Below are 16,282 nucleotides of genomic sequence, written 5' to 3'. Positions count from 1 at the left end.
CTAAAGCAGCGTTACTTACTGATAGAGGTATTTGGTAAACAGCAAATCAGCAATGACGGTTTTCCCGGTCTCTGGCAGTAAGGTTTCGTTTAGCTCTTTTACCAACGTTTTGCGTAGGTCTTCTCGGCCAGAAAGCGACTTGATCGTATCTTCGGTTTGTTTGCCTAGGAGCTCGATGACCGCATCGCGAATCAAGGGTTGATGGTGCTCAACAATCGCTAGGTCTTGTTGGCTCATCACCATGATGTCGATACGCACTTGTACATAGCCTAATTTTTTACCTTTGGTGTAAAAGTTAGTGGTTAAATCTGGCTCTAGGGTGAAGTACGCTAATTTTGGTCCAGTCTCTTCCGTTTCAGCCCAACTTGGTGCGGAGATCAGGATTGTTAACGCAAAAATAATTTGGGCTACATAACGTTTGTACATATTTCTAACTTTTCTTTCTCTGGATCGCGATATTCGAATCGCTTCAGTCTTGATACAATAGACCGTCTATAACAAATAACGGAACTTACGGTTTCAATAAGACGGTAAGTTGTTGCTTTATTGTACGCATAAAGCCTCCAATTGAATACTAGTATGAATCAGCCAACATCACTCTATCTTGCTTCTTTATTGGAAGTAGAGTGGCAAAAGCCCGAAGAATTTGAATTTCCAAACGAATTTGCCAAGCATTGGCTGGAAGAACAAGGGTCTTTGTCACGTCGTTTAAAGCAGCACTGTCAGGAATTGACGGTAGAACTGCTGCAAAATCATATCGTCACAGCGAAGACACTGAAATCGGATGAAAGTCAGTTACTGTCTGAGCAAGATTGCCTCCTAAGAGAGGTCGTCCTGTGTGGAGACTACTGCCCTTGGGTTGTTGGTCGTACTTTGATCCCACGTACTACGTTGGTCGATCAGCAATACGACTTAGCGCAGCAAGGCGATATCCCACTAGGGCTCACCGTCTTTAGCGCTGATAATGTCGAGCGCGACTCGCTACAAATGGGTTGGGTTCACTTGCCTCAAGGTCGTTTTCTCGCACGACGCTCAAGGTTGTGGATGAATCACAAACCTATGTTAGTCGCTGAGTTATTCTTATCGAATTCACCTATTTACGCCAAGGAGAGAGTGTAAATGTCCGCAGAAAAAGCCAAAGCATATTGGCAGCTGATGCGAATGGATCGCCCAATTGGTTCACTATTGTTGTTGTGGCCAACGGTTTGGGCTCTGGTCATTGCAGCCCAAGGCATACCGAGTTGGGATGTGCTCATTGTATTTGTGTTGGGTGTATTTTTAATGCGTAGCGCAGGCTGTGTCATTAACGATTTTGCAGACCGCAAAGTCGATGGTCATGTGAAGCGTACTAAACAGCGTCCATTGCCTTCGGGTAAGGTCACGGCGAAAGAGGCGATTAGCTTATTTTTGGTTTTGGCCGTGAGCTCATTCTTACTTGTTTTGACTATGAACCCCTTAACGATTCAGCTCTCTTTTGCGGGCCTTGTCTTAGCCTTTATCTACCCTTTTATGAAGCGTTACACGCATATCCCGCAGCTGTTTTTGGGATTAGCGTTTAGCTGGGCGATTCCTATGGCATGGGCGGCACAAACCGGTGAGCTACCAGTGATGGTTTGGTTTGTGTTTGTGATTAATGCATTGTGGACGATTGCCTACGACACTCAGTATGCAATGGTGGATCGCGATGACGATTTAAAAATCGGTATCAAATCGACAGCGATTCTGTTCGGTCGTCACGACAAGTTAATTATTGGAGTGTTACAGTTAGTGACGTTGGCGATGTTGGTGGGGCTAGGGCAGTTTTATCAATTAGGCCAAAGTTACTACTGGACGGTTCTGATTGCCGCATCATTGTTTGTTTATCAGCAGCACTTGATCCGCCACCGCGAGCGCGATTTGTGTTTCAGAGCTTTCCTTAACAACAACTACGTTGGCATGGTGATAGCGATAGGTTTATTAGTCGCGTTCTGGTAATCAATCTGAAGATCAAAAAAGGCATCCAATTGGATGCCTTTTGTTTTTTTGTGTTTGTTATGCCTGAAGTTGGTGGATACTTTCTTCGATGGTCAACTTCACTTCTGGGTACAGCAGCGTAAACAGTAGCTTGGCAAATTTCTGCGTTTTCTTCTTATCGCAGTTACCGTCGCTATCGAGGTACTCTTGCTGTTTGAGCGTATTGAACATGGCGGTAAACACACCTTTGTCGAAGAACTCCGGCGCGTTGATACCGTGCAGGCGACCTAAACGTTGCGCGATGTCTTGGCTCTTCTGTTCCAGATCCGATTTACCCAATTCAGGGTACGCAACCAATAGGTTCATGGCGATGGAGTAACGCTGCAGCGTCTCAGTAATCGTGCGACCAAGTAGAACCAGCGGTTGGTTGTTTGATTGGTTGATGTCCAATTTGTTGCCATCAAGACAGATCATTTTCTGTTCGGCAAACTCATTCAACGTTTTCACCACAAGGTCGTTTAAATCTTCTTCTTGGTAGCTTAGGAACAGCTCTTTCTTCAAGAATGGGTAGATTTGCGCGACGTTCTCTTGGATTTTCTCCACGGTGAGATTGCGCTGACGAATAATCATCTGAGCAATCAACGATGGCAGCGCAAACAAGTGAATGATGTTGTTGCGATAGTAAGTCATCAGAATCGATTGGCTACGATCAAGAGAAATGATGTCGCCCATGCTGTCTGTTTCAATCACAAACTTATCTAACGAGATAGCGTGATCAACCAACTCTTCAGCACTTTCCGTTGGGATGGTTGAAGTGCTTGAGTATGGGTTGTTCTTCAGTAGCTTCAAGTAGCACTCAATCTGATTGATCAGAGAATCACGAGACAGTGCACGTTGACGAGAAGCCAACAAGGCCGTTGCACAAAGCGTTAAGGCGTTTGCCGCTGCCGCATCGTTAATGTGCGTCATCATCTTGTTCGCTAGCTCATTGACCACAGGGTTCATCCATTGTGGTTTGCTACCGCCCATGCTATCGATGTCTTTTGTCCACTCTGGCGCGTGCTCGTTAAGGTATTGGTTGAGCTGAATTGGCTCACCGAAGTTCACGTAGCCCAAACCAAAGTTACGCAGTTTACGTAGAGTGCGCAGAACAAGACCTGCGTTCTCTTTCTCTTTACGTTTACCGCGCAGTTCTTTGGCGTAAGTGCCTACTTCCATTACGTGCTCGTAACCGATGTAAACCGGTACCAGCGTTACGGGGCGGTTTAGACCACGCAGCATCGCTTGAATCGTCATGGCCAACATACCCGTTTTCGCTTGCAGTAAACGACCGGTACGTGAGCGACCACCTTCGCTGAAGTACTCTACCGAGTAGCCTTTTGCAAACAGCTCGGCTAGATACTCGCGGAAAATCGTGGAGTACAGTTTGTTGCCTTTAAAGCTACGACGAATAAAGAATGCACCACCACGACGGAAAATCGGACCCGCAGGGAAGAAGTTCAGGTTGATACCCGCAGCAATGTGCGGTGGCACCATACCTTCATGGTACAGAACGTAAGACAGCAGTAGGTAGTCCATGTGACTACGGTGACACGGCACGTAAACGATCTCATGGCCATCTTGCGCCAAGCGACGCACTGTCGAAGCGTTGTTGATGTGCAGGCCTTGATACAGTTTGGTCCACAGCCAGCTCAGGATGCGATCGCCGTTTTTCACCAGACCGTATGAGAAGTCGGCTGCGATTTCATCCATGATGTCATGGGCTTCTTTGCGCGCTTTCTCAATCGAAATGTCTTTGCTTTTTGCCTCGTCTTCAATCGCTTGTTCAATTGCAGGTGACTTTAACAGGCGAGCAAATAGCACTTGGCGTTGCGGTAGGTTTGGACCTGATGCCGCCAATTTTTGACGAGAAAAGTGGATACGTGCCACGCGCGCTAATTTATGCGCAATAGCACTGTCTGTACCGTGAGAATCCGCCATATAACGCAGTGAAACCACCGGGCTAAAGCGCACCAAACAGTCACGACCTGCTGCCATTACCGCTTTCGCTTTTTGTGGCCCATTCATTGGTTGCAGGTACGGGCGATGGTTCTCTTCTTTACCTGGTTTGCGTCCCCAAAGTACGGTCGCTGGGATCATCTGCACATCAAGCTCGCTATCAAGCTTGTGCAGTTCCAGCAGCTCAGTAAATAGAGAAACAGAATCTGTCGGGATGTCGTTGTCATTACCCATCACGGTTGGACGTGAGGCAATAAAGACGAAACGATTAAGTGTTTTGCCATTGATTTCCAGCGGACTGAGCGGGTCTGGTAACCCAAGGCTCATGGCTTGTTTTTGCAGTGTCAGCAAATCCACGTTCGAACGGAACGGCAAGGCATACACAATCGGCTTAGTTAGGTCGATGTTGAGATCGTCAATCGGATTCGATGGGATTGTGGTGCCCTTTACCATTACCGATAAAGGTAGTTTTAGTAATGAACGTGAAAATGATTGTCCAGAAGACATAAAGTTCACAGCCTCAATAGGTATTCAAACAGGCCCAACCTTAGTTCTGTGTCCGCGTGGCTCAACTTCTTGGCAAAGAAATGAGTACGGCAATAGAAATAAGCCTAGGCAATAAATTTTAAGCGCAGCAAGGATACCAGAAACTGGTCAAACCTTTTAATTTTATTGAGTGGAAATTAGTCGAACTCCTAAGTTGTTGCTTTACTTTGATTAACTTCAGGCACGGTGTTTTAAACGCGCTTTGCGCCACAGTTTGTGGGCAAGTTCAGAAAGCGCAGCAAATAAATTAAAAAACAACCAATTGGGTTTCCATTTGACCATTTACTGGATATACTCACAGTTAACTGTATAAAAAGACAGGTGAGACATGAAGCCGTTAACGCCACGCCAACAACAAGTCTTCGATTTGATTAAAAGCAAAATCGATGACACCGGAATGCCACCAACTCGTGCAGAGATTGCGCGTGAGCTTGGCTTCCGCTCTGCGAATGCCGCAGAGGAACACCTAAAAGCGCTTGCTCGTAAGCAAGCCATTGAAATTATTCCGGGCGCATCGCGTGGGATCAGAATCCTGCTTGAAGATGCGGCCAATGACGAACAGGGCTTGCCTCTGATTGGTCAAGTCGCTGCGGGTGAGCCGATTCTGGCTCAAGAGCACGTAGAAGCGCACTACCAAGTTGACCCTGCGATGTTCAAGCCGCAAGCGGATTTCTTACTTCGTGTAAATGGCGAAAGTATGAAAGACATCGGTATTATGGACGGTGATTTGCTTGCTGTGCACAAAACACAAGATGTTCGCGATGGTCAGGTTGTCGTTGCTCGTGTTGATGACGATGTGACCGTCAAGCGCTTGGAACGTAAAGGTTCAACCGTGTTATTGCATGCCGAGAATGAAGAATTCGCACCAATTCAAGTGGACTTAACGTCTCAGCATCTGACTATTGAAGGCTTAGCCGTTGGTATTATTCGCAATACCGATTGGATGTAAGTTTATCGCAACAGCCCAGCTTCGCTGGGCTGTTGCCTATTTGTCTTAGCTCTTTTTTTCTCATCCGCTTTGATTTCCTGCTCGCAGTTTATTTCTCATATTCTTGTCGGCTCTCTCTGTGCTTGATAATGTAATTGATATTCATTATCATCTTTTTCAGTGTCCATTCTTTCTCACTGGCGCAGGAAATGCCCATGTCTAAGTCAAAACATCAAGTTCCTAATCATCTATTGAAGCCTTTGCTATTACGCAGCCGTGAAAGCATGGTCGACAATGGTTTGGTGTATGACCCCATTGCAGCGAAAGCTTGTCTAAGCTGCAAGATGGCACCTGATTGTTTAAGTGGTGATATCGCGCAAAAGCAGCTGCTACACGTGACGTTGACTCAACTGTGCGACCAACAGGTAACGCAGTTTTTGCAGCAAAATCCGGACGCTTGGATCATCAATGTTGGAGCTGGACTCGATACCCGTTTTTACCGTTTGGATAACGGCCGCTGTCACTGGATTGAATTGGATGTTACGGAGAATCTAGTTTGGCGTCAGCGTCTATTTCATAAAAACGAACGCTACGAACATCGCAGTGGGAGTGTGGAAGACATGTCGTGGCTCGAATCTCTGACCATTCCAGATAAATCACCCGTATTGATTCTGTGCGAAATGGCATTGTTGGATTGCTCTGAGCGACATGTTGCGCGGTTTATTCAAAACTTAGGTCGCCATTTTGTCTCGGCTGAGGTCTGTATGGTACTCGCTGGAGACTTAACAGAAAGCAAGTGGGGGCAAAAGCTTGGCTCGGATTGCTATGCCCATGGATTTGAGGCACCGGCGGAACAAGTTCTGAGATGGTTGCCGTGGGCACAATGGGTGAAAGCGTTCTCGCCATTCGACCGATTCTGTTCACGATGGAAAGCTTGGCAACGCTGGCTCAATAAAATTCCAATGCTAAAGCACCGTCTCACACCAGTGCTTGTTCACATCAAGTGGTAATTGGCTAGTCATTAAGCACTCAGGTACACTCGTCGATCTAAACAACGAGGTGCCTGTGACAAACTCTATTTTCTCTCCTTTATCTAATCCTCAAGTGCATCGCCAGGTGTTATCGCTCGCGATCCCGATGGTGTTGTCGAATATTACTGTTCCACTATTAGGCTTAGTCGATGCGGCGGTGATTGGGCACCTAGAGCACGCGTGGTATTTGGGCGGCGTTACGCTGGGCAGCACTATGATCAGCGTAACGTTCTGGCTGCTTGGTTTTTTGCGTATGTCGACTACTGGGTTGGCGGCGCAGTCCTATGGCGGCGAAGACCGAAAACAGCTCGCATTGGTGTTCATGCAGGGCTCAATCATGGCTTTGCTGTTTGCTTTTGTGTTCCTCATAGTCCACAGCCCACTTGCTGATCTGATTTTTGGCTGGAGTGATGCCAGTGCCGAAGTGAAGCACTACGGCATGCAATATTTCTCTATCCGAGTGTGGAGTGCGCCGGCGGCACTGATGAATTTTGTGTTGTTGGGCTGGTTGCTCGGCACGCAAAACTCCAAAGCGCCTATGTGGATGGTGATCATCACCAATGTCACCAACATCGCTCTCGATTTGTTATTTGTGATGGGCTTAGGTTGGAAAGTTGAAGGTGCTGCGCTTGCATCCGTGATTGCTGATTACTCAGGCATGGCGTTTGGTTTGGTCTGCGTGTGGAAGACATGGCAAGCACGTCAGTTGCCGTCACCCAAGCAATTACTTGCTGACACTCAGCACGGGCTAGGGCGATTTGTGAAACTCAATCGCGATATCTTTCTTCGTTCATTATGTTTGCAAGCTGCGTTTAGCTTTATGACGTTTCAGGGCGCGAGCTTTGGTGATGATGTTGTCGCGGCAAACGCTGTGTTGATGAGCTTCTTGATGATGATTTCCTACGGCATGGATGGTTTTGCCTACGCGATGGAAGCGATGGTGGGGAAAGCTATTGGCGCGAAAGACCGAGCTCAGCTTAGTGATTCTCTGATCGGGACATTCTTTTGGAGTCTGATCATCTGCTTAGGGCTTACTGCGGTATTTGGCTTAGCGGGATCGAATTTGATCTCCATGATCACTTCTATTGCGATTGTGCAGCAGCAAGCAGCGATCTATCTACCTTGGCTGGTGGTGATGCCGTTGACATCCATGTGGTGTTTCTTATTCGATGGCATTTTTGTTGGTGCCACCAAAGGTAAAGATATGCGGAACAGTATGTTCGTGGCGACTTGCTGTTTCTTCGTAATCTTCTTTTTGTTCTCTGGCTGGCAAAACCATGCACTGTGGTTTGCGATGACCAGCTTTATGGCAATGCGAGGGATTGGTCTTGGAGTAATATTCTTCTATCAATGGCGTAAAGGAACGTTCCTCGCGTAAATAAAAACAGCAGGTCGAAAACCTGCTGTTTTTGCATTTGGATCATGGTAACCCAAATACTCATTTAACCTCATTATCTCAGCATTGTATGGCTACTAGAATAATCGGTTCAACCCATTCAATGCCGCTACACGATAGGCTTCGGCCATGGTCGGGTAGTTGAAGGTAGTATTCACGAAATATTCAATCGTATTGGCTTGGCCTTTTTGTTCCATGATGGCTTGACCAATGTGGATGATTTCCGCTGCACGTTCACCAAAGCAGTGAATGCCGAGAATTTCCTTGGTTTCACGATGGAACAAAATTTTCAAACTGCCGACATCTTTGCCTGCAATTTGCGCACGGGCCAGATGTTTGAATGAAGAGCGGCCAACTTCATAAGGCACTTTCGCTGCCGTCAGTTCTTGTTCTGTTTTACCAACAGAGCTGATTTCTGGAATGGTGTAGATGCCTGTTGGGATGTCTTCAATCAGATAGTTTTCTGCCTGACCTTTGGTGATCGCTTGTGCGACAAAGCGTCCTTGGTCGTAGGCTGCGCTTGCAAGGCTAGGGTAACCAATCACATCACCTACTGCGTAAATGTGCTCAACCGCCGTTTGGTAGTTGCGGTTCACTTTAAGCTGGCCGCGAGAATCTGATTCTAGACCGACGACATCCAAACTGAGTTTGTCGGTGTTACCGGTTCTGCCGTTCGCATACAGCAAACAATCGGCGCGCATTTTCTTGCCTGACTGCAGGTGAATAATGACGCCATCTTCTGTGCCTTCGATTTTCTCGTAGGTTTCGTCGTTACGAATGACAACGCCGCTGTTCCAGAAGTGGTAAGACAGTGCATCAGACACTTCGTTATCCAAGAACTCCAACAAACGATCCCGGGTATTGATTAGGTCGGTTTTCACACCAAGTCCGCGGAAGATAGAGGCGTACTCACAACCGATAACGCCTGCACCATAAATGATGATATGACGAGGGTCGTGTTTCAGGCTCAGGATAGAGTCACTGTCGTAGATTCGTTCATGCAAGAAGTCGACATCGCTTGGTCGGTAAGGACGAGAGCCCGTCGCGATGACAAATTTATCGGCCGAGTAGGTTTCTTCCGTACCGTCATTTTGCATTACCGCGATAGAGTGCGTATCGATAAAACGTGCAGTACCGAACAGCAGCGTGCAGTCATTGCGGTCGTAAAACCCCTGACGAAGGCGAGTTTGTTTATCGATGACCGTTTTTGCATGGCCTAAAATGTCAGAAAATGTTGCATGAAGGCTGGTGTTGTTTCTGCAAAATAGCGGGTTGCTATTGAATTCGATGATACGACTTACTGCATGGCGCAGCGCTTTCGATGGAATGGTTCCCCAGTGCGTACAGCCGCCGCCCACACTGCTTTCTTTCTCGACGATGGCAACATTCAGTCCCGCTTTGGTTAACCCCATTGCAGCCCCTTCTCCGCCAGGGCCACTACCAATTACGATCACGTCATAGTGATTAACATGCGCCATGATGCCTTCCTTGTTATATTTGCTTAACATTGCTTTAGCGCGATTTTAACTCATTTGCTCTATACGTACACGTAATGGCTGCGAGAGAGTGGAAGTGATCACGCAGAATCGAACAAAAGGATGAATTGGTATGTTGTATGTCTATAAATTGACTCGAGAACATTGCAATTAGATGCATGCCAATAGTAACGTTCTCGCCGCTTACCTTAGGTGAGGCAACATATCTTTCTCCGTAGGGGTGAATTGCGTTATATTGAAGCTCTTGTACCCTACAGAAAAGAGCAAGTTAAGAATGAAATCGATGGGAATCCGCGCGCAACAAAAAGAGAAGACACGTCGATCACTGATCGATGCGGCATTTAGTCAATTAAGTGCGGATCGCAGCTTTTCCAGTCTCAGCTTGCGAGAAGTTGCCCGAGAGGCAGGAATTGCACCCACTTCTTTTTATCGTCACTTCAAAGACATGGATGAGCTAGGCTTAACAATGGTTGATGAAGGCGGTTTACTATTACGTCAACTGATGCGTCAGGCACGTCAACGTATTGTCAAAGAAGGCAGTGTGATTCGAACTTCGGTTGAAACCTTTATGGAATTCATTGAAAGTAGCCCTAACGTATTCCGCTTATTATTGCGTGAGCGCTCTGGCACTTCTTCTGAATTTCGTACTGCCGTCGCTCGAGAAATCCAGCATTTTGCGGCAGAATTAACCGAGTATTTAATGAGCACCGGTATGACCAGAGAAGAGGCGTATACTCAAGCAGAGGCGTCGGTGACTTTGGTCTTTAGTTCGGGTGCTGAAGCTTTAGATTTAGATCGACGTGAGCGCGATGAACTCGCCGAGCGATTGATCATGCAATTGCGAATGATAGCCAAAGGGGCCTATTGGTATCGCAAAGAACGTGAACGTAACCGATTAAAAGGCGGGATAGAATAATGTCGAATGGAAATAAATCTGAAAAGAAAACGCTGATTTTGGCACTGGTTGCAGGTATGTGTGGTGATGCTTTATTGTCATGGTTGACCATGAGTGAAGTGTCTTTCTCAATCTTCCCACTGATTGCACTCGTACTGGCTGTACAAGCTCTTTACCAAGAGTACTTAAACAACCCGGTATCGGAAGATATTCCGCTAGTGGGCTTAGCGTGTTTCTTTGTTGGTGCCTTTGGTCACTCTGCGTTTATCAAAGCGCAATACCCAGAAGCAGGCTCAAATTTCTTCGCAATCATGGTGTCGATGATCCTGTTGGCATGGATTGGTAAAAAGCTGGGTTTCATGGAAAAGAAAACTTCTGCTGAATAATTGAAAAAATTCCGACAAAAAAGCGAGTTATTAAGCTCGCTTTTTTTATGTCTTTCGCTGGTGGCTTACGCTTTACGTTCTAGTAAAACGCCCGCTTCCATGTGGTGGGTGTAAGGGAATTGGTCGAACAGAGCAAAGCGCGTCACATTGTGAGTTTCGCTTAGAATGTCCAAGTTCTCTTTTAGTGTTTCTGGATTACAAGAGATGTACATGATGCGCTCGTAGCCTTGCACCATTTTGCACGTATCCACATCCATACCTGCACGTGGTGGATCGACAAAAATCGTGTTGCAGTTGTAGCTCTTCAGATCGACACCATTGTCTTTTAAACGACGGAATTCGCGCTTACCTTCCATTGCTTCTGTAAATTCTTCTGCCGACATACGGATGATTTGTACGTTGTCGATCTTGTTCGCTGCAATGTTGTATTGTGCTGATTCTACCGAAGGCTTAGCAAGCTCAGTAGCAAGTACACGGTCGAAGTTTTGCGCTAATGCTAACGAGAAGTTGCCGTTACCACAGTAAAGCTCTAGTAGGTCGCCAGTGCTCTCTTGAGTACAGTCAACCGCCCATTCCAACATCTTCTCTGCTACTTTGCCATTCGGTTGGGTGAAGCTGTTTTCGACTTGCTGGTAGATGTAGCTTTGGCCATTTACGTCCAGTTTTTCGATCACGTAGTCACGGTCTAGGATGATTTTCATCTTACGTGCGCGACCAATGATGTTTAGGTTAAAGCCTTCATCATTTAAACGCTGTTTAAGGGCTTTCGCGTTTTCAATCCACTCTTCATCAAGTTGGCGATGGTAAAGCAGTGAAACCAGAATCTCACCGCTTAGCGTTGATAGGAAATCGACTTGGAATAGTTTACGGCGTAGTGATTCGTTGTCTTTCATCGCTTCAACCAATAGCGGCATCAAATCGTTGATCAGACGGCTGGCTGCTGGGAATTGGTCTACGCGGTATTTCTCACGAGTCTCTTGGTTGAACATGATGTAGTACAGGTCTTCACCTTCATGCCAAACACGGAACTCAGCACGCATACGGTAATGCTGCTCTGGTGATTCAAACACTTCCAGTTCTGGCACGTTGTATGGCGCGAACATATCAGTGAGACGTTCGACTTTTTCAGCCAGTTGTTCTTGGTAGCGTTGTGGATTTACATCAAGAGTAGCCATGATCTTACCTTTTATGGTGCATTCAATTTAAGAGCGCAGATTTTATTCAATCTCAACAGTATGTCCAGTTTTGTACGGGAATTGATTTAAAGATAGTGCGTACAGGTTGAGGAGAAAGCAAAATTAATCAAAACGTTACAATTTCTATGGGCAATATTGGCTGGACAAATAATCAATAGCTGAATAATATTTGCCTCAAGCTGGTGGCATCTAGCAATCTAGATGGCTGAAATGGGAATCTGGTGAAAATCCAGAACTGACGCGCAGCGGTAAAAGAGAACGAACGCTCATCACGACACTGCATTAGTTTATGTGGGAAGTCGAGCAACTAGGTGGTGTAAACCTCGCTCTTCAGTCCGAATACCTGCCAGCAACTGAGCCACAGCATTGGACTGCCTAAGGAGGCAGGGCTCGGAAGGAATTACGCGATTTAGGACAATATAATGAAAAAATCCGCATTGGCGATCACCCTGGCATCGCTGCTTTCACCTGTCTCTTATCTACAGGCCCAAGAAACTTCTGTTGACGAAACCATCGTAGTTACGGCAAACCGTTTTGAGCAAGCCGAAAGCCGTACGTTGGCAGATGTCGAAGTAGTTACTCGACAAGACATCGATCGCATTCAAGCGAAAACCCTACCAGATGTATTGCGTCGTCTTACAGGGATTCAAGTTTCACAAAATGGTGGTCGTGGTCAGTTAGCGTCTTTATTTGTTCGTGGAACCAGTTCCGACCAAGTTTTAGTACTGGTTGATGGCGTACGTTTTGCACGAGCAGCGAAGGGCGCTGTGGACTTTAACCAAATCCCACTTACTTACGTTCAACGTATTGAGTACGTGCGTGGTGCGCGTGCGTCACTTTATGGCTCAGAAGCGATTGGTGGCGTGATCAATATCATCACCATTGCGCGTGCTGACGAAGAAGGAACGAAGTTAAGTGCGGGTTTAGGTAGTTTAGATTATCAAGAATTGAGTGTGGCATCTGGTATTAAAGTCACAGAGAGCGGCCAGCTAAATATCGCGCTTGGTAGTGAAAGTGATGATGGTTATAACGTTCGTCCTGTACCGGGAGTTAATGACGGCGATCGCCATGGCTTTGATACAAAGAATGGTCTGCTAGGTTACGTGCATAACTTCAATGACCAGTGGTCTGCATTTGGTAACCTACGTGCTTACGAAAATGTTTATCAATATGACAGCAGCTACGGCAGTCGCGGTTACTACGAAGCAGAAAAAGACGATCTTTCTGTCACTCTGGGCGGTAAGTATCAGTCTGATAATGTGATGTCAGAACTACAAGTAACAGCACAGAAACAGAAGTCTTGGAACTATGAGCAAGCAAAAGGCAAACACTCAGGTACTGAAGATGAACTTGAGCAGCAAAATGTCCAGTGGACCAACAGTTACTTGCTAAACAACAATACGACGTTGGCTGGTGGTATTGATTGGCGCAACGAGTCTTATAAAGACAAGAGTGCGAATAAAACGTTTGATCGTACCAATGGCGCTCTGTTTGGTATGGCAACCACCAGTATTGATAAAGCAATGCTCGAGGGCAGTGCTCGCCTTGATGATAACGAAGAATACGGTAGTGAGTTCACTTACAGTTTAGCGGCTGGTTACCAGTTTGTACCAGAGTTTGGGGTTAAAGCCTCTTTTGGTACTGCGTTTAAGGCTCCAAACCTATATCAACAGTATGACCCAACATACGGTGAGAAAGATCTGAAGCCGGAAGAGTCAGATGCTTGGGAGTTAGCATTCAGCGGTGATGTCCAAGGCGTTTTTTGGTCCGTAACGGGTTATGACTATAAAATCACGAATCTTATCGATTACCATCCAACCACATACAAATATTTGAATGTCGATGGTGAAACACATATCCAAGGTGTGGAGCTTGTTGCTGAGTTTGATACAGGGATTGTGCAGCACCAGTTGAGTGCAGATTACAAAGATGCTGAAGACGATAAAGGGCATCAGTTGCAGCGCCGCGCTAAAGAAATGTATAAGTGGAATGCTTTAGTGAGCTTCGATAAAGTGGATTGGTCGGTTAGCTATCAGTACGTCGGTAAGCGTCCAGATGTGGATTACAGCACTTGGCCTTCACAAGATATTACGCTTTCTTCTTACTCGTTGGTTGATACGGCGGTGACTTACTATCCGAATGAGTCGACCTCTATTAGCGCTCGTATCGATAATCTACTTGATGAAGAGTATGAGATGGCAAAAGGTTACCCTGCTGCAGAGCGAGCGTACTATCTCAACGTTGGCTACGGATTCTAATCGTGAATGAACACAAACCGCCTTCGGGCGGTTTTTAATATTTTGTGGTGGAAAATCGAATGAAGAAACCCAAGCGAGTGGTGATCAGTTGGTCGAGCGGTAAAGATTCGACATTAACGCTTGAGCGCCTTAACGAGAATCCAAATTATCAAGTTGTCGGTTTGTACACGACTTACGTAGGGAAAGAAGTCCCTTTTCAAGCAACTCCGCTTGAGGTTGTACAAATGCAAGCAGACTTACTTGCGCTTCCGCTCATTACTATCGAACTGCCTGAAGTCTTTCCGAGTAACGACATTTATCAATCAACCATCGTTAATGCATTACAAAGTAGTGGGCTGAACGTAGAAGCTGTCGCTTTTGGCGATATGTTCTGCAATGGTATTGCCGATTATCGTCGTAGCTACATTGAGCCAGCAGGATGGGAATGTGTCTTTCCTCTCTTAGGGGAGAATAGTTTGAGCTTAGCGATGGAAGTCATAGAGCGTGGTATTCAAGCTATGTTGATCACCATAGACGGAAGTGTTCTCTCTCCAGAATGGTGTGGTCGTTGGTATGACCAAGTATTAATCGAGTCATTACCACGTCATATTGATCCATGTGGAGAAAATGGTGAGTTCCACACATTGGTGACATCAACCCCATCATTTCAAGGACATATAGAACTGACTAAGCTTGAAGTAGAAATAGGGGAGCGATTTAGCCATCAAAGATACCGCGCCAAAGCATTGCCAAAACAAATCTAACCAGTATGATCGCCGAGTCTCTATTCATCAGGTAAGACTCGTGCGAGCATCAAGTAAGAAAAAAGTTCTAGTGTTTGATTCCGGTGTCGGCGGACTGTCAGTTTTCCAAGAAATTCACCAACTCCTTCCACACTTAGACTACTTCTATCTGTTCGATAACGAAGCTTATCCTTACGGCGAACTCGATCAGAATGTGCTTATCTCGCGCGTCAATCAGCTGGTTTCCGCATTGGTGGCAGAGCATCACATCGATATCGTCGTCATTGCGTGCAATACTGCCAGTACAATCGTGCTGCCGTCATTGCGTGACAACTTATCAGTGCCAGTTGTTGGCGTCGTGCCTGCCATCAAACCAGCCTCCCTACTAGCGACTCAGGGAGTAGGGTTAATCGCAACGCCTGCGACCGTCACTCGTCAATACACTCATGAACTGATCCGCGATTTTGCACAAGGTAAGCCAGTTGAATTGCTAGGTTCGACGCGTTTGGTTGATATGGCAGAAGAAAAGCTACGTGGTGAAAGTGTTCCTTTGGATGAACTGAAAAGTATCTTATCGCCGTTATGCAATAAAGTAGACGTCGCTGTACTTGGTTGTACACACTTCCCACTAATCAAAAACGAAATTCAGCAAGTGCTGGGTAGCAACGTCGTTTTGATTGATTCTGGGGAGGCGATAGCGCGCCGGGTTAAAGCATTACTGTCTTGTGGTGAGCTTGAAGAGAAAGAAGAAGGGATAAAACGAATCTTTGCCAGTGCACCCCCTTGGCAAGAAGATGCACTGAACATTTGTTTGGCGAAATTAGGATTTAATCCAGTTCAGATTTATCGCCATCTGGGTGTTTCGGATCGTTAGCGATACGCACTTTAAGTGTACGATCCATATATAGCTTTTCATTTAACTTGGCGATGGCTGGTTCAGCATCTGCAGCGGCCATCACAACAAATCCAAATCCTCTTCTTTTACCAGTACGTTTATCTTTCATTAAGCGCACAGCAAATACCTGCCCATACTCTGCAAATAAATCACGAACGTGACTCTCATTTGCTTTATAAGGAAGGTTACCGACATACAACGTTTTAGTTGAAGGATCAGATTCCGTTGGTTGAATAGATGGTGTTTGGCTAGAAAATGAAAATAGAAAAGCAGTAGCGGCAACACCGATAAGAAAGCTCAAAGCTGGTGGAATAGCGAATTGAGAGAATAGCACTCCCCCAATGACGGCCAGCCCGGCAGATAGGATCAGATTTTTTTTAGACGTCATTTTGATTACTACATATAGATAATAAAGAGATCGATTGTCTATTTAACAGAATAGACACATGAATCTTACGTATATGGTTGGTGTTTTTCCAACCAATTGCTGTGATATGTCTCAAATGTGACGAAGAAATATGCAAATTTCGGCGTTTTGATGGATTAATGAACGGTTGAAAGTTTTTTTGCAAAAAACGCTTG

At 46.0% G+C, this 16,282-nt stretch carries 15 protein-coding genes and 1 riboswitch; of the genes, 10 read left to right on the top strand and 5 right to left on the bottom strand.

Going from position 1 to position 16,282, the window contains the following annotated elements; all coding sequences use genetic code 11:
- Positions 1-15 precede the first annotated feature (15 nt).
- Complete coding sequence (locus tag ACYJZR_RS14780; RefSeq protein WP_005460376.1) at positions 16-426, bottom strand: flagellar basal body-associated protein FliL; 411 nt, start codon at positions 424-426, stop codon at positions 16-18.
- A 153-nt stretch (positions 427-579) separates the two neighbouring features.
- Here ACYJZR_RS14780 and ACYJZR_RS14775 point away from each other — a divergent pair, with 153 nt between their 5' ends.
- Positions 580-1,119 (top strand): chorismate lyase, encoded by a 540-nt coding sequence (locus tag ACYJZR_RS14775; protein WP_274018831.1) that lies wholly within the window; start codon positions 580-582, stop codon positions 1,117-1,119.
- On the top strand, positions 1,120-1,974 hold the full coding sequence (ubiA, locus tag ACYJZR_RS14770) for a 4-hydroxybenzoate octaprenyltransferase (RefSeq protein WP_025518796.1): 855 nt from the start codon (positions 1,120-1,122) through the stop codon (positions 1,972-1,974).
- 57 nt (positions 1,975-2,031) lie between these two features.
- On the opposite strand, the gene plsB is transcribed toward ubiA, so the two are convergent.
- Positions 2,032-4,458 carry a glycerol-3-phosphate 1-O-acyltransferase PlsB gene (gene plsB, locus ACYJZR_RS14765; RefSeq protein WP_020904471.1) on the bottom strand — a complete coding sequence of 809 codons (2,427 nt, stop codon included), beginning with the start codon at positions 4,456-4,458 and terminating at the stop codon, positions 2,032-2,034.
- Between the two features lie 367 nt (positions 4,459-4,825).
- Here plsB and lexA point away from each other — a divergent pair, with 367 nt between their 5' ends.
- The 3 genes from lexA (at position 4,826) to dinF (ending at position 7,834) form a co-directional block, all read left to right on the top strand.
- On the top strand, positions 4,826-5,446 hold the full coding sequence (gene lexA, locus ACYJZR_RS14760; RefSeq protein WP_005480871.1) for a transcriptional repressor LexA: 621 nt from the start codon (positions 4,826-4,828) through the stop codon (positions 5,444-5,446).
- Positions 5,447-5,640: 194 nt separating this feature from the next.
- The gene (locus tag ACYJZR_RS14755; protein WP_025523168.1) at positions 5,641-6,435 is read left to right on the top strand and encodes a class I SAM-dependent methyltransferase; all 795 of its coding nucleotides are present in this window, start codon (positions 5,641-5,643) and stop codon (positions 6,433-6,435) included.
- 55 nt (positions 6,436-6,490) lie between these two features.
- The gene (gene dinF / locus ACYJZR_RS14750; RefSeq protein WP_406966451.1) at positions 6,491-7,834 is read left to right on the top strand and encodes an MATE family efflux transporter DinF; all 1,344 of its coding nucleotides are present in this window, start codon (positions 6,491-6,493) and stop codon (positions 7,832-7,834) included.
- Between the two features lie 95 nt (positions 7,835-7,929).
- On the opposite strand, the gene sthA is transcribed toward dinF, so the two are convergent.
- Positions 7,930-9,330 carry a Si-specific NAD(P)(+) transhydrogenase gene (sthA, locus tag ACYJZR_RS14745; protein WP_005460367.1) on the bottom strand — a complete coding sequence of 467 codons (1,401 nt, stop codon included), beginning with the start codon at positions 9,328-9,330 and terminating at the stop codon, positions 7,930-7,932.
- Between the two features lie 292 nt (positions 9,331-9,622).
- On the opposite strand from sthA, the gene fabR reads away from it, so the two are divergent.
- Both fabR and ACYJZR_RS14735 read left to right on the top strand, forming a co-directional pair.
- Entirely contained in the window at positions 9,623-10,264 is a 642-nt protein-coding gene (gene fabR / locus ACYJZR_RS14740) for an HTH-type transcriptional repressor FabR (RefSeq protein ID WP_005480868.1), read from the top strand.
- The gene (locus tag ACYJZR_RS14735; RefSeq protein WP_005460363.1) at positions 10,264-10,629 is read left to right on the top strand and encodes a YijD family membrane protein; all 366 of its coding nucleotides are present in this window, start codon (positions 10,264-10,266) and stop codon (positions 10,627-10,629) included. Before fabR ends, ACYJZR_RS14735 begins: the two co-directional genes overlap by 1 nt.
- 65 nt (positions 10,630-10,694) lie before the next feature.
- Here ACYJZR_RS14735 and trmA read toward each other — a convergent pair whose 3' ends face one another.
- Positions 10,695-11,804 carry a tRNA (uridine(54)-C5)-methyltransferase TrmA gene (gene trmA, locus ACYJZR_RS14730; protein WP_005480873.1) on the bottom strand — a complete coding sequence of 370 codons (1,110 nt, stop codon included), beginning with the start codon at positions 11,802-11,804 and terminating at the stop codon, positions 10,695-10,697.
- Between the two features lie 186 nt (positions 11,805-11,990).
- Positions 11,991-12,190: riboswitch (cobalamin riboswitch) on the top strand.
- 57 nt (positions 12,191-12,247) lie between these two features.
- Between trmA and btuB the strand changes: the two genes are divergently transcribed.
- From btuB to murI, 3 genes are read left to right on the top strand one after another with little or no spacing between them, the layout of a single operon-like run.
- On the top strand, positions 12,248-14,083 hold the full coding sequence (btuB, locus tag ACYJZR_RS14725) for a TonB-dependent vitamin B12 receptor (RefSeq protein WP_406966452.1): 1,836 nt from the start codon (positions 12,248-12,250) through the stop codon (positions 14,081-14,083).
- A 59-nt stretch (positions 14,084-14,142) separates the two neighbouring features.
- Entirely contained in the window at positions 14,143-14,826 is a 684-nt protein-coding gene (locus tag ACYJZR_RS14720; protein WP_023583995.1) for a Dph6-related ATP pyrophosphatase, read from the top strand.
- 40 nt (positions 14,827-14,866) lie between these two features.
- Entirely contained in the window at positions 14,867-15,679 is an 813-nt protein-coding gene (murI, locus tag ACYJZR_RS14715) for a glutamate racemase (protein ID WP_005480859.1), read from the top strand.
- Here the strand turns inward: murI and ACYJZR_RS14710 are convergent.
- Positions 15,633-16,088 carry an RNA-binding protein gene (locus ACYJZR_RS14710; protein ID WP_406966453.1) on the bottom strand — a complete coding sequence of 152 codons (456 nt, stop codon included), beginning with the start codon at positions 16,086-16,088 and terminating at the stop codon, positions 15,633-15,635. The genes murI and ACYJZR_RS14710 overlap by 47 nt on opposite strands.
- Positions 16,089-16,282: the final 194 nt, after the last annotated feature.

The sequence above is a fragment of the Vibrio sp. RC2502 genome (assembly GCF_054850435.1).
Note: the sequence above shows the minus strand (reverse complement) of the source record. Positions and strands in the feature narration are given on the sequence as shown.